Annotated in this window: 13 protein-coding genes; 8 read left to right on the top strand and 5 right to left on the bottom strand. The window is 72.4% G+C overall.

Annotated elements, in window-relative coordinates; all coding sequences use genetic code 11:
* The first annotated feature begins 54 nt into the window (after window positions 1–54).
* The 6 genes from K415_RS0120335 (at window position 55) to K415_RS0120310 (ending at window position 8,587) form a co-directional block, all read left to right on the top strand.
* Window positions 55–2,553: a beta-glucosidase gene (locus K415_RS0120335; protein WP_024288865.1), complete on the top strand. Its 2,499-nt coding sequence runs from the start codon at window positions 55–57 to the stop codon at window positions 2,551–2,553.
* Between the two features lie 52 nt (window positions 2,554–2,605).
* Window positions 2,606–4,282 (top strand): ABC transporter substrate-binding protein, encoded by a 1,677-nt coding sequence (locus tag K415_RS0120330; protein ID WP_024288864.1) that lies wholly within the window; start codon window positions 2,606–2,608, stop codon window positions 4,280–4,282.
* Between the two features lie 110 nt (window positions 4,283–4,392).
* On the top strand, window positions 4,393–5,538 hold the full coding sequence (locus K415_RS0120325; RefSeq protein ID WP_024288863.1) for an ABC transporter ATP-binding protein: 1,146 nt from the start codon (window positions 4,393–4,395) through the stop codon (window positions 5,536–5,538).
* Window positions 5,535–6,515 carry an ABC transporter permease gene (locus K415_RS0120320; RefSeq protein WP_024288862.1) on the top strand — a complete coding sequence of 327 codons (981 nt, stop codon included), beginning with the start codon at window positions 5,535–5,537 and terminating at the stop codon, window positions 6,513–6,515. The genes K415_RS0120325 and K415_RS0120320 overlap by 4 nt, the downstream gene beginning before the upstream one ends.
* 3 nt (window positions 6,516–6,518) lie before the next feature.
* Window positions 6,519–7,514 carry an ABC transporter permease gene (locus tag K415_RS0120315; RefSeq protein ID WP_024288861.1) on the top strand — a complete coding sequence of 332 codons (996 nt, stop codon included), beginning with the start codon at window positions 6,519–6,521 and terminating at the stop codon, window positions 7,512–7,514.
* Window positions 7,511–8,587 (top strand): ABC transporter ATP-binding protein, encoded by a 1,077-nt coding sequence (locus K415_RS0120310; RefSeq protein WP_024288860.1) that lies wholly within the window; start codon window positions 7,511–7,513, stop codon window positions 8,585–8,587. The genes K415_RS0120315 and K415_RS0120310 overlap by 4 nt, the downstream gene beginning before the upstream one ends.
* Window positions 8,588–8,621: 34 nt before the next feature.
* Here the strand turns inward: K415_RS0120310 and K415_RS0120305 are convergent, their stop codons facing one another.
* Genes K415_RS0120305 through K415_RS0120295 form a run of 4 tightly spaced genes read right to left on the bottom strand, consistent with a single transcriptional unit; the run spans window position 8,622 to window position 10,406 of the window.
* Window positions 8,622–8,861: a hypothetical protein gene (locus tag K415_RS0120305; protein WP_024288859.1), complete on the bottom strand. Its 240-nt coding sequence runs from the start codon at window positions 8,859–8,861 to the stop codon at window positions 8,622–8,624.
* Window positions 8,858–9,676 (bottom strand): hypothetical protein, encoded by an 819-nt coding sequence (locus tag K415_RS24125; RefSeq protein WP_024288858.1) that lies wholly within the window; start codon window positions 9,674–9,676, stop codon window positions 8,858–8,860. The genes K415_RS0120305 and K415_RS24125 overlap by 4 nt, the downstream gene beginning before the upstream one ends.
* The gene (locus K415_RS25205; RefSeq protein WP_369795284.1) at window positions 9,669–9,782 is read right to left on the bottom strand and encodes a hypothetical protein; all 114 of its coding nucleotides are present in this window, start codon (window positions 9,780–9,782) and stop codon (window positions 9,669–9,671) included. Before K415_RS25205 ends, K415_RS24125 begins: the two co-directional genes overlap by 8 nt.
* A gap of 24 nt (window positions 9,783–9,806) precedes the next feature.
* Window positions 9,807–10,406 carry a sigma factor gene (locus K415_RS0120295; protein WP_024288857.1) on the bottom strand — a complete coding sequence of 200 codons (600 nt, stop codon included), beginning with the start codon at window positions 10,404–10,406 and terminating at the stop codon, window positions 9,807–9,809.
* A gap of 240 nt (window positions 10,407–10,646) precedes the next feature.
* On the opposite strand from K415_RS0120295, the gene K415_RS0120290 reads away from it, so the two are divergent.
* Entirely contained in the window at window positions 10,647–11,300 is a 654-nt protein-coding gene (locus tag K415_RS0120290) for a phosphatase PAP2 family protein (RefSeq protein WP_024288856.1), read from the top strand.
* Window positions 11,300–11,995, top strand: coding sequence for a phosphatase PAP2 family protein (locus K415_RS0120285; protein ID WP_029664260.1), 696 nt, complete (start codon window positions 11,300–11,302; stop codon window positions 11,993–11,995). The genes K415_RS0120290 and K415_RS0120285 overlap by 1 nt, the downstream gene beginning before the upstream one ends.
* Here K415_RS0120285 and K415_RS0120280 read toward each other — a convergent pair.
* On the bottom strand, window positions 11,980–12,750 hold the full coding sequence (locus tag K415_RS0120280; protein ID WP_029664259.1) for a DUF1206 domain-containing protein: 771 nt from the start codon (window positions 12,748–12,750) through the stop codon (window positions 11,980–11,982). The genes K415_RS0120285 and K415_RS0120280 overlap by 16 nt on opposite strands.
* Window positions 12,751–12,928 lie beyond the last annotated feature (178 nt).

Raw genomic sequence — 12,928 nt, 5'->3', positions numbered from 1 at the left:
GTAACGTTGTGCTTCACTGGTGGCTTCCGCACCGGAGCGCAAGGAGAAGCCACAGTGACGTCGCTCAGCCTGGGGACCCACCCGCCGGACCAGACGGGTGCCACCGAGGCCGACCTGGTCCGCCGCGTCGCGCGGCTCGACCTGCCGGCCAAGGTCCGGCTGCTGACCGGTGCCACGTCGTGGCGGCTGCACCCGCTCCCGGAGATCGGTCTCCGGTCGCTCGTCGTGTCGGACGGTCCGGCCGGCGTCCGCGGCACCGGTGAGATCGAGGGGGAGACCTCGGCATCGTTCCCGGCCCCGAGCGCGCTCGCCGCGACCTGGGACGTCGACCTGGCAGCCCGGGCCGGCCGGCTGTTCGCTGCCGAGGCGCGTCGGCACGGCGTCGACGTCGTGCTCGCGCCGGTCGTCAACCTGCAGCGCACACCTGTCGGCGGTCGGCACTTCGAGTGCTTCGCCGAGGACCCGCTGCTCACGGCGCAGATCGCCGGCAGCCTCGTCGAGCACATGCAGGCCTGCGGCGTGGCGGCCTGCGTCAAGCACTTCGTGGCCAACGACTCCGAGACCGCGCGGACGAGCTACCTCGCCAGGATGAGCGAGCGCACCCTGCGTGAGGTCTACCTCGCCCCGTTCGAGCACCTCGTCGATCGCGGCGCCTGGACCGTCATGGCCGCCTACAACGGGCTCGACGACGGCCAGGAGGCCGCCACGGCGACCGAGCACCACGGCCTGCTCCGGGGGATCCTCAAGTCCGAGTGGGGCTTCGACGGAGTCGTGATGAGCGACTGGCTCGCGACCCGCTCCGCAGCCGCCGCTGCGAACGCCGGCCTCGACCTCGTGATGCCGGGGCCCGGCGGACCGTGGGTCGACGGCCTGCTCGACGCCGTCCTGGCCGGCGAGGTCAGCGAGGCGACCGTCGACGACAAGGTGCTGCGGATCCTGCGGCTCGCCGGCCGGGTCGACGCGCTGGACGGCCTGCCGACCGGACCGGCCGCGGAGGCGCTCGCCGGTGACCGTGCCCTGCTGCGCGAGCTCGCCGCGCGATCGACCGTCGTGCTGCGGGACGAGGGTTGCCAGCTCCCGCTCGAGCTGCCCGCCACCGCCCGGGTCGCCCTGATCGGCCCGAACGCCGTCGACGCCTTCATCCAGGGCGGCGGCAGCGCGAGCGTGCGGCCGTGGCACGTCGTGACCCCGCACGAGGGGCTCCGGGCGGCCCTGCCGGATGCGGACGTCGTCGTCCTGCGCGGTGGGGACGCCCGACGGCACGCACCCGACCTGGACGTGACCGCGCGCGCCGTCGACCCGGTGTCGGGTGCGGCCGGGCTGCGGATCGACCTGCTCGACGCCGCCGGGGCGGTGCTGCGTACCGAACGGCACACCGGGCCGTGGTCCGGCTGGCTCCGCGACGCGGGGCCGCTGACCGCCGCCGTCCGCATCCGCACGACAGTGGCGCTCGCCGGGCGCGGCGCGCACTGGGTCGGCGTCGGCACCGTCGGGCGCTGCACGGTGCGGGTCGACGGTCGGCTGGTCGCCCACGACGAGGTCGTCGTCGGTTCCGAGGTCGTCCTCGACTCGAGCGTCAACAGCCCGGACGACCGCGGGCTGCTCATCGAGGTCGACGAGCCGCGCTCGGTCCTGCTCGAGGCGACGGTGCAGAACGTCGTCACCGACGGCTACGGCAGCTTCGCCCGCGCCGCCCTGCGTCACCGGCCGCCGGGGCCGTCGATCAGCCAGGAGATCGACGAGGCCGTCGCGGCCGCCGTGGGCGCTGACGCCGTCGTGGTGGTCGTCGGCACCAACGACGAGGTCGAGTCGGAGGGCTGGGACCGGACCTCGCTGCGACTGCCGGGCCGGCAGGACGAGCTCGTCGAGCGGCTCCTCGACGTCGCACCGGACGCCGTCGTCGTGGTCAACGCCGGGGCGCCGCTCGTGCTCCCGTGGTTCGAGCGCGCCCGGACCGTCATCTGGACCTGGTTCCCGGGCCAGGAGGGTGGGCACGCGCTCGCCGACGTCTTGCTCGGCGTCACGGAGCCCGCCGGCCGGCTGCCCTGGACCTTGCCGGCCACCGAGGCCGACGTCCCGGTCCCCGGCGCCGTTCCGGGGATCGACGACCGGGTCGACTACCACGAGGGCCTGCACGTCGGATACCGGTCCTGGGACCTCCTGGGCCGGACCCCGGCTGCGCCGTTCGGGCACGGCCTGGGCTGGACGACGTGGGAGTACGACGCACTGACCTGCTGGGACACCGCCGACGGCGGACTCGGGCTCGAGGTCGAGCTGCGCAACACCGGGCCCCGGGCGGGTCACGAGGTGGTCCAGGCCTACCTCGAGGGCCCGGCGGACGGCCCGGAGCGTCCGGTCCGCTGGCTCGCCGGCTTCGCCGTCGCCCGCGCCGAGCCCGGCGACCCGGCCACCGCCCGGATCGACGTCCCGGTGCGTGCCCTGCAGGTCTGGGACGTCGCGGCGCACGGCTGGACGCTCCCGGCCGGCCCCTATCGCCTGCGCGTGGGCCGCTCGGTCCGCGATCTGCGACTCGAACAGGAGGTCAACCGCTGACCTGACGGAGCTCGACCCCGCATCACCATCCATCAGTGCAAGGAGGCACACAGTGAGAAGGACAAGGATCGCAGGGATCGCCGCGGGTATCGCCGCCGTGGCGCTGCTCGCCGCCGGGTGCGGCTCGGCCGACGACGGCGAGCAGGGCCCCGACGCCGGGGGTGACGTGCTCACCATCGGCATGCCGAACGGCACCCAGACCGAGAACCACTCCCCGTTCACGGCCGTCGCCGGTTCGTCCGGCAACTCCCTGGGCTACACGTGGGCGATGTACGAGCCCCTGGTGCAGATCAACCTCATCCGCCCCTCGGACGAGCCCGAGCCGTGGCTCGCGGAGTCCTATGCCTGGAACGACGACTTCACCGAGGTCACCTTCACCGCCCGTGAAGGCGTGACCTGGTCCGACGGCGAGCCCTTCACCGCCGAGGACATCGCGTTCACGTTCTCGCTGCTCAAGGACTTCCCGGCGCTGAACAACAACGCCCTGCCGTTCGGTGACATCAGCGTCGACGGCAACACGGCCACGATCGGCTTCACGGCCGGTCAGTACGTGAACTACCTCAAGCCGCTGCAGCAGATCATCGTGCCGCAGCACATCTGGAAGGACATCGCCGACCCGACGACGGACGTCAACGCCGACCCGATCGGCACCGGTCCGTACGTGCTGGACACCTGGACCCCGCAGGCCGCCACCCTGGTGCCGAACCCGGACTACTGGGGCGGCGAGCCGAAGGTGGCCGAGCTGCGCTACTCGTCCTTCAACGACAACAACGCGCTCACCACCGCCCTGTCCACAGGTGAGGTGCAGTGGGGCTGGACGTTCATCGCCGACTACGAGAACGTCTACATCGCCAACGACCCCGAGAACTTCCACCAGTGGGCACCGGCCGGCCTGGGCATCGACACCCTCTTCCTCAACAACGAGACCAAGCCGTTCAACAACAAGGCCTTCCGTCAGGCGCTCAACATGGTCGTCGACCGCCAGCAGATCAGTGAGGTCGCGACCTCGGGCGTCTTCCCGCCGCTCGACAACATCACCGGCCTTCCGCAGCCGGCCGGCGCCGAGTTCCTCGCCTCGGAGTTCGACGGCAAGGGCTTCGACGTCGACGTCGACGGCGCACGCGCGCTGCTCGAGGACGCCGGCTACACCTGGGACGGCAGCGATGCGCTGATCGACCCCGACGGTGAGGCCGTCACGTTCACCCTGACCAACCCGGCCGGGTGGAACGACTACCTGACATCGCTGCAGCTCGTCGCCGACGCGGCCGCCGAGCTCGGGGCGGCGGCGGACGTCCAGCCGGCGAACGTCGACGCATGGTTCGGTCAGATCATCCCGAACGGCGACTTCCAGGCCTCGCTGCACTGGACCGACACCGGGGCCACCCCGTGGGACATCTACTCGGACATCATGGACGGCGCCAAGTACGGCCCGCTCGGCGAGTCGGTGACCTGGAACTTCGGTCGCTACAACAACGACGAGGCCACCGAGGCACTGGCCACGTTCGCCTCGACCACCGATGCGGACGAGCGGCAGGCCGCGATCGAGACCGTTCAGCGGATCTTCGTCGAGGACGTCCCGGCGCTGGCGATGGTGACGCGTCCGTACGCGGCGCAGTACTCCACCCAGAGCTACGTCGGCTGGCCCTCCGAGGAGGACCCGTACAACCAGCCGCAGCCGACCGGACCGCAGGCTTCTCAGATCCTGATGCACCTGGAGTCTGCGGGCTGAGCGGGCCCGACGCTCCGATGAGCGCATGACCCGCAGGTGCGGTGGGCGCCCCCCGCCGCCGACCGCACCTGCGGCCGCCCGCCACCGACGCCCCGACGACGAGGTGCCCCATGCGAACCCGACCGAACGAACCGATCCCGCCGGGCGCAGCCCTGCGCACCCCGCCGGCTGCCGACGAGCAACCGGTCCTGGTCGCCCGGGCGATCCGCAAGCACTTCCCGGTGCGCGGCCTGCGCTCGCGTGCCGTGGTGCACGCGGTCGACGACGTCGACCTCGAGCTGCGCCGCGGGCAGGTCGTCGCGCTGGTCGGGGAGTCCGGGTCGGGGAAGTCGACCATCGCCCGGCTGCTCGCCCAGCTGATGCCCGTCACGAGCGGCCAGATCCTGCTGCACGGCACCGACGCCACGGCGCACAACCGGCGGGCGTTCCGGCGGTACGTGCACCAGGTCCAGATGATCTTCCAGGACCCGTTCGGTTCGCTGAACCCGGTGCACACCGTCCGGTACATCCTGACCCGCAGCCTGCGGATCCATCGCGGTCGGCTGCGCGGGACCGAGCTGGAGGGCGCCCTGGTCGAGCTGCTCGAGCGCGTCCAGCTGACGCCGGCCGAGCGGTACGTCGACAAGTTCCCGCACGAGCTGTCCGGCGGTCAGCGGCAACGCGTCGCCATCGCCAGGGCCCTTGCCGCCGACCCCGAGGTGCTGCTCGCCGACGAGCCGATCTCGATGCTCGACGTCTCGATCCGCCTCGGCATCCTCAACCTGCTGCGCGACCTCCGGGACCGCCTGCACATCGCGATCCTCTACATCACCCACGACATCGCCTCGGCACGGTACTTCGCGGACCGGACAGTGGTCCTGTACGCCGGGCGCGTGGTCGAGTCCGGGGACAGCGAGTCGGTGACCCAGGACCCCCGGCACCCCTACACCCAGCTGCTGGTCCGCTCGGCGCCCGACCCCGACGACCTCGACGCCCGTGCCCGCGGCGCCCGTGGCGAGGCGCCGAGCCTGGTCACCCCACCGCCCGGCTGCCGCTTCAACCCCCGGTGCCCGTTCGCTGTGGACCTGTGCACCGCCGAGGTGCCCCCGCTGGTCGAGGTCGGTCCTGGTCGGCTGGCCGCGTGCTGGGGCTACTCCGAACGGCTCGACCGCCCGGTCCTGGGCTCGGTTCTCGATGCCTACTGCGCCCGCCCGGCGATCGACGTGACAGTCCTGGCCGCCGTCGGCCACGAGCCTGCGAAGGAGGACCGGCGATGAGGTTCTTCGTCCGTCGCGCCGTCTTCTACCTGATCACCGCCTGGGCGGCGATCACCCTCAACTTCTTCATCCCGCGCTTCATGCCGGGCGACCCGGTCACGGCCCTGCTCAACCGCTTCCAGGGCCGGCTCGACTCGAACGCCCGGCATGCCCTGGAGGTGCTCTTCGGGGTCGACTCGACGCAGTCGACCTGGGACCAGTACCTGGCCTACTGGCGGCTTCTGCTCTCCGGTGACCTCGGGGTGTCGTTCACCTTCTTCCCGACGCCGGTCATCGAGATCGTCCAGCAGTCGCTGCCCTGGACCATCGGGCTCGTCGGCATCGCGACAGTCATCAGCTTCCTCATCGGGACGCTCATCGGCACGTTCATCGGGTGGCGTCGCGGCACGTGGGCCGACGGCCTGCTGCCGGTCTCGACGTTCTTCTCGGCCGTGCCGTACTTCTGGCTAGGGCTGATCGCGATCGCACTGCTCTCCGTCGCGCTCGGCTGGTTCCCCAGCAGCGGCAACTACGACCGGTCGATGGTGCCGAACCTGAGCTGGGAGTTCGCCGGCTCGGTGATCGAGCACGGCGCGCTCCCGGCCCTGACGGTCGTCCTGTCCTCGGTCTCCGGCTGGATCCTCGGCATGCGCAACATGATGGTCACCGTCTCGTCGGAGGACTACGTCACGGTCGCCCAGGCCAAGGGGCTGCCGGAGCGCTCGGTGGTCTTCGGCTACGCCGCGCGGAACGCGATCCTGCCCCAGATGTCGAGCTTCGCCCTGTCCCTCGGCTTCATCGTCGGCGGCACCCTGATCATGGAGATGGTCTTCTCCTACCAGGGCATCGGCTACGTGCTCTACCAGGCTGTCTCGACGCACGACTACCCGCTCATGCAGGGGTGCTTCCTGGTCATCACCCTGTCCGTGCTCGTCGCGAACGTGTTCGCGGACGTCGTCTACGCCGCGCTCGACCCGCGGACCCGTCAGGAAGGCTGAGACATGGCCGTCGACACCACGATCCTGTCCGGCACGCCCGACGTCGCCCCCGGGCCCGGCGCCCGGACGCGCAAGCCGCAGAAGCTGCTCTTCCTGCGCAACGCCAAGGCGCTGACCGGGATCGCGATCCTCGGGTTCTTCACGTTGCTGGCCTTCCTCGGGCCGTGGCTCGCGCCCTACGACCCCTCCATGATCAGCGCCGACGTGCTGCAGGGGCCGTCCCTCCGGCACCTGTTCGGCACGACCCACCTCGGCGAGGACATCCTGTCCCAGATCCTGGTCGGCACCAGGGGAGTGATGATCGTCGGCTTCACCGCCGGGATCGCAGCGACGGTCGTCGGCGTCCTGATCGGTGTGACCGCAGGGTTCGTCGGGGGAGTCGGCGACGAGACGCTCTCGGCCCTGTCCAACGTGTTCCTCGTCATCCCGCAGCTGCCGCTGATCATCATCATCGCGGGCCAGCTGCCGTCGGCCGGCGGGCTGACCGTCGCGCTGGTCATCGCGGCGACCGGGTGGGCCTGGGGGGCCCGGGTGCTGCGCGCCCAGACCCTCTCGCTGCGCAGACGCGACTTCATCGAGGCCGCCCGAGCGAACGGCGAGCGGACCTGGCGGATCATCACGGCCGAGATCCTGCCGAACCTGACTGCGATCATCGCCGCGGGCTTCGTCGGCACGGTCAACTTCGCCGTGCTCTCCCAGATCACGCTGGCCTTCATCGGCATCACGTCGGTCAGCGACTGGAACTGGGGCACGATCCTCTTCTGGGCGCAGAACAACCTGGCCCTGCAGCGGGGTGCGTGGTGGTGGTTCGTGCCGGCCGGGCTGTGCATCGCGCTGCTCGGGATGGGACTGACCCTGATCAACTTCGGGATCGACGAGTTCGTCAACCCGCGTCTGCGCAGCACGGGGCTGCACGCACGTGCCTTGCGTCGCCGCGGCATCCGGCCGCGCATCGGCTTCACGCCGGTCGTCCATGAGGCCACGGAGGACCGGTCATGACCGCCCTGACGTCGCAGCGGTTGCCGCTGCCTGCGGCGAGCCCGCAGCCCGCGCTCGAGATCCGCAACCTGTCGGTCGACTACGGCTACGACGACACGCCGACGCACGTGCTGCGTCAGGTCTCGCTGACCCTGCACCGTGGCGAGCTGCTCGGCCTGGCCGGGGAGTCCGGGTGCGGCAAGTCGACGCTGGCCTATGCAGCGACCCGGCTGCTGCCGCCACCCGGTCTGATCACCGGCGGCGAGGTGATCTTCCACGACCGCGACGGGTCGAGCACCGACGTGCTCTCGATGTCCGACGCCGCGCTGCGCGCCGCACGCTGGCAGGACATGGCGATCGTGTTCCAGGGTGCGATGAACAGCCTCAACCCGGTGTTCCGGGTCGGCCGCCAGATCGCCGACGGCATCCGGGCGCACCGTCCGGGTGTGTCGCAACGCGAGGCGCTGGAGCGCTCGGCCGATCTGCTCGAGATGGTCGGCATCTCCGCGGACCGGCTGCGCTCGTACCCTCATCAGCTGTCCGGGGGCATGCGCCAGCGGGTCATGATCGCGATGGCGCTCGCCCTCGACCCGCAGGTGCTGATCATGGACGAGCCGACGACCGCGCTCGACGTCGTCATGCAGCGCCAGATCATCGAGCAGATCGCCGAGCTCCGCGACCGCCTCGGGTTCTCCGTCATCTTCATCACGCACGACGTGTCGCTGCTGATCGAGATCGCCGACCGGATCGCGATCATGTACGCCGGTGAGATCGTCGAGGACGCGCCCGCCCAGGACATCTACCGGCGTCCGAGGCACCCCTACGCGCGCGACCTGCTGCACTCCTTCCCGCCGCTGCGCGGCCCGCGCCGTGAGCTCGGCGGGATCCCCGGCTCGCCGCCCGACCTGATGGCGCGGCCGCCCGGCTGCCCGTTCGCGCCGCGCTGCAGCGCCGTGGCCGACGTGTGCACCGTCGAGCACCCGACCATCGGCCCGACGGCGTTCGCAGGCCTCGAGCCCCGGCGTTCCGTCGCGTGCCTGCGGCACGGCCCCCTCGGAGGTCTGCCGAGTGACCTGACGGTGCTCCCGGACTGATCTGCGCGCCGCCCCGGCGCGGGCGCCTGACCGCTCAGACCGGGCAGTACCGGACGCGGACCGTGACCTGCGCCGCGGCCGACGCACCGGCCGCATCGACGGCGGTCACCGTCACCGCGACGTCGGTGTAGGTCGAGGTCGGCACGTCGGCATTGGTGAACCCGCCGAAGGTCCCGCTCCACGTCCAGGCGACCGAGGACATCGGGACGGTGGTGCCCGACCAGCTCATCGTGACGCCCGCGACCCCCGCGTCGTCCGTGGCGTCGGCGCTCACCTGCGTGCTGGTCGGCCCACAGGTCCCCGCACTGTCGGAGGTCCAGATCTCGGCGTCGGCCGCGGCGACCTGGACCAGGTGCGGCGCGGCGTTGGTCGGCGGCCCCGGTGTGGTCGGGCTGGGGTCCGGTACGGGGTCGGTCGTCGGGGCCGGTGCCGGGGCCGGCTCAGGGGCGTCGCCGTCGGCCCGACGGTCGGCGCGGCGGTGATCCCGGCGGCCGCTCCGGTCTCGGCGACCACCGGGCGGCAGCCGTCGCGGGCCCGGCCGGCGGAGTCGTCCCGGTAGTCCGCGACGAGCGACCCGAAGGCATCGGCGCCGGGGCACGCGTCGGCGGTGGCGGAGGTGCGCGGGGCGTCGTCGGCCGTGACGGCCACGTTGTTGCCGTCGACGACGCCGAGGCCCGGCCGGTCGAGCACACCGGAGAACACCAGTCCCGCGCCGATGACGATCATCGCCGCCGCGGCGCCGGCGATCCACCGGACCCGCACGCCTGGGCCACCGAGCCGTCCGCTCACCGGCTCCGACGCGACCCACCCGCCTGCCGTGCGTCCGCCGGGCGGGTCGGCCCCGGCAGCGGACCGACGGGCGGTGGGGACGCCGGGTGCGGTGCCGACGGCCCCTGGGCCGCCGCTGCGACTGCCGGGACTGCCGGGACTGCCGGGACTGCCGGGACTGCCGTGACCGGGCAGGTGCGGATCGTTCACCAGGCGCGCACGGACCAGCTCGGCGACCCCCGTCGGGTCGCCGGGCTGCGCCGCATCGTGCAGCGCGCGGCGCACGATCGCGTCCAGGGAGGTGCGCTCGGGCTCAGGCACCGGGCTCCTCCTCGACGGTCGCGCCGAGGGCGACGGCGAGCGCGACGCGTGCCCGGTAGAGCTGGGTCGTGACGGTCGCCTCGGTGACACCGAGGCCCGCCGCGATGTCCGCGACCGAGGCGTCGCGGTACTAGTGCATCACGCACACCTGGCGCTGCCCGAGCGGGAGGCGTCCGATCGCGTCGCGCACCGCCACCTGCTGAGCGAGTCGGTCGGCCGCGTCGTCGTCCTGGATCTCGTCGTCCTGGATCGCGGTGGACTCGATGCCGGTGGACTCGATCTCGGTGGACGCAGTGCCGGTGGATGCCGTGCCGGTGGATGCCGTGCCGGTCGACGCCGGCCCGGTGGCTCCGCCGACCCGGTCGAGCGGGCGTTGCTCGAGACCCGTCCGGCGGTAGTGCGACCGGGCGGCGTTGGAGGCGACGACGGTGACCCAGGCACTGGCGGAGCGGAGCGGCTCGGCCGGCGGCCGGGACACCAGGGCCACGAGGGCGTCCTGGACGGCCTCCTCGGCCCGGCTCCGGTCGCCCGAGATGAGACGGACCGCTGCGACGACGTCGGCGTAGTCGCGCGCCATGGACCGGTCGAGGTCCACCGGCGGCGGCGCCGGAGCGGGTGCGGCTGTCGCGCCCGATCCTCGCGCGGCGGAGGGCCGGCGGTCGAGGATCGCACGCGACAGCCCGTCCGCAGCGTCCGGACCCGTGCCGGCGCGCGCTGCGTCGCCCGCCATGCGTCACCTCCTGCCGCTGGACGGATGCCTGATATGTCCGTATCCAACCAGTACCGGGATGGTCCCGTCTGCCCGTCGAGCCGGATCGGGGACTGACGGGCTCGAGCGGGACGCTCCGACGCGCGCCGACGCCAGCCTCGTCCTAGCCTTTCCGAATGATCGGGCAGCGAGCCCCGCGCCGACCCTTGCGGCGGTCCGGTGGTTGACCACGGGCCGATCCACGTCCCGCGGTGGCGCCGGATGGGACGTGCGGTCGGCTTCGCACTCGGCTTCGGTCTCCCGGTGGCTGCTCTGGCCTTCCTGATCCGCGCCCAGGTCTCGCCCGTCGTCCACGTCGACGAGCTGGCGATCGCGGCAGCCACCGACGTCACGCGGGCGAACCCCGCGCTGCGCAGTGTGCTGCTGATCTGGCAGGCTGCGTTCGAAGCGCGGTGGGTCAACCTCGTCGTGACGGGGGCGTGCGTGTGGGTCTGGCGCCGGCACGGCCTGGCCTCGCGCGCCCTGTGGGCGTTCATCACGTTGATGGTCTCGTGGAACCTCGGGCTGCTGGTCAAGCTCCTCGTGCGACGGGCACGTCCGGTCGTCGAGGACGCGGTCGCCCACGCCCCCGGCTACAGCTTCCCGTCCGGGCACGCGACCAACACCGCGTCCGCCGGCCTCATCTTCGTCCTGCTCGTCTGGCCGCTGCTCGGCCCGCGCGGTCGGATCGCGGTCCCGGGGGCTGTGGCCGCGGCGGTGGTCGTGACCGGACTGGACCGCGTGTACCTCGGCGCCCACTACCCGTCCGACGTCGTTGCGGGTGTCGCCCTGGGCTGCGCGATGGCGGGGGCCTCCTACCTCGGTTTCGTCGGCCGGCGCCCGTCCACCACCGTCCACGACCTTGAGGGGAACTGATGGCCTTCCTGCACCGCTTCGGGCTCGACCCGTCCCAGCCGACGTTCGCCCAAGCCTGGAACGACCTCGTGCGCCGCACCCTGATCCCCGCACTCGGCCTCTGGCTCGCGATCGTGTCGATCGGGTTGCTGATCGTCGGACCGCTCGACGGGTTGCCGGGCGAGGTCGCGGTGAACGAGGCGTTGGCCGCCTCGCGGACACCGGCTCTCGACGCGTTCACCGCCGCGTGGTCCGCCATCGGCGGGACGCTGCTCATCATCGCGGTGTGCGCCGTCGTGATGGCGGTGGTCTGGTGGCGCACGCGCCAGTGGTGGCTCGCGGTCGTCCCGGCCATCGCGATCTCGGTGCAGTCGGCGGTCTTCGTGACCTCGGCGGCGGCCGTCGGCCGTGGCCGGCCGGGGGTGGAGCCGCTCGACGTCTCCCCGCCGACGTCGGGCTTCCCCAGCGGCCACGTCGGGGCGTCGACGGCGTTCTACGTGACCCTGGCCCTGCTGTGCCAGCGGATCAGCCATCCCGTGCTGCGCTGGGCGGCCACCGCGGCGTGTCTGGCGGTCCCGCTCCTGGTGGCGTACTCCCGGCTCTACCGGGGCATGCACCACCCGTCGGACGTGCTCGTCGGGATGGCCACCGGTCTGGTCTGCGCGTGGCTGGCCTGGCGCTACCTCCGACGAGACGCCGGTCAGACCCGGGCGTAGCGCGCGCGCGCGAACGAGTACAGGCCGTAGGCGGCGAAGCCGATGGCGACGAGCGTCAGCAGGACCTTGCCCAGCGGCGCCTCCAGGACCGACCGGAGCGCACCGTCGAGGTCCTTGGCGCGTTCCGACTCGCCCGTCGCCCCCGCACCGACGAGGAAGGCGCCGACCAGGGCCAGCGCCACCCCCTTGGCGACGTAGCCGATGCGTCCCGTAGTCACCGTCCAGGTCCCGGGGTGCTCACGGAGGTCGGCCAGGAAGCTCGCGCGCCACCCCTTGACGACGTGGTAGACCGCGATCCCGAGAACGGTCAGGCCGACAGCCGCGAGCAGAGCCCTGCCGTATGGCTTGGCCATCAGCGACGCGGTCATCCCGGACGTGTCCGAGCTGCCACCCGAACCCTGGACGACCGACGCGGCCGTCCAGGCGAGCGCGACGTACACCGCGGCCTTGCCTGCGGACTTGAGCCAGGTACCGAGGTCGCGCCGGGCGATGGCCTCGATGACCTGCCAGACGGCGAGCAGCGCGAAACCGGCCGCTGTCGCCCACAGCAGGATCGAGCCGACGGCGCTCCCCGCGAGGGTGCCGAGCGCGCCGGACTGGTCCGCCTCGCCGCCGTACGAGGTCCAGGCCATCTGGACGGTGACCCACGCCAGCAGGAGATGGAGCAGGCCGCCGGCGGCGTAGCCGAGGCGCGCACCATGCTCGACGACGGGAGTGTTGCCGGCCGCTGCGGCCGCTGCGCGAACGGTGCTCATGGGCAACACCCTGGCACCTCGGCCCTGATTCCGCCCGCGATGGCAGGGCTGTGGCGACCGGGTCGTCCAGGGCCATGCGGGCGTGGCCGTGTGGCGGCGCCGACCTCGGTGAGCCGGCCGCCGGGCGGGCCGGGTAGCATCAGCGGCACAGGCGTCGACCCGGCCATCACCGGCGAGC

This window comes from Cellulomonas sp. KRMCY2, from assembly GCF_000526515.1.
Lineage (GTDB): Bacteria > Actinomycetota > Actinomycetes > Actinomycetales > Cellulomonadaceae > Actinotalea.
This window is presented reverse-complemented; position numbering and strand designations above follow the sequence as displayed.

Coding starts and splice junctions, on each gene's coding strand:
- K415_RS0120295 (WP_024288857.1), bottom strand. CDS start 10,406: ATGGCGGGCGACGCAGCGCGCGCCGGCACGGGTCCGGACGCTGCGGAC.
- K415_RS0120285 (WP_029664260.1), top strand. CDS start 11,300: ATGGCCTTCCTGCACCGCTTCGGGCTCGACCCGTCCCAGCCGACGTTC.
- K415_RS0120315 (WP_024288861.1), top strand. CDS start 6,519: ATGGCCGTCGACACCACGATCCTGTCCGGCACGCCCGACGTCGCCCCC.
- K415_RS0120320 (WP_024288862.1), top strand. CDS start 5,535: ATGAGGTTCTTCGTCCGTCGCGCCGTCTTCTACCTGATCACCGCCTGG.
- K415_RS0120325 (WP_024288863.1), top strand. CDS start 4,393: ATGCGAACCCGACCGAACGAACCGATCCCGCCGGGCGCAGCCCTGCGC.
- K415_RS0120280 (WP_029664259.1), bottom strand. CDS start 12,750: ATGAGCACCGTTCGCGCAGCGGCCGCAGCGGCCGGCAACACTCCCGTC.
- K415_RS0120310 (WP_024288860.1), top strand. CDS start 7,511: ATGACCGCCCTGACGTCGCAGCGGTTGCCGCTGCCTGCGGCGAGCCCG.
- K415_RS0120290 (WP_024288856.1), top strand. CDS start 10,647: ATGGGACGTGCGGTCGGCTTCGCACTCGGCTTCGGTCTCCCGGTGGCT.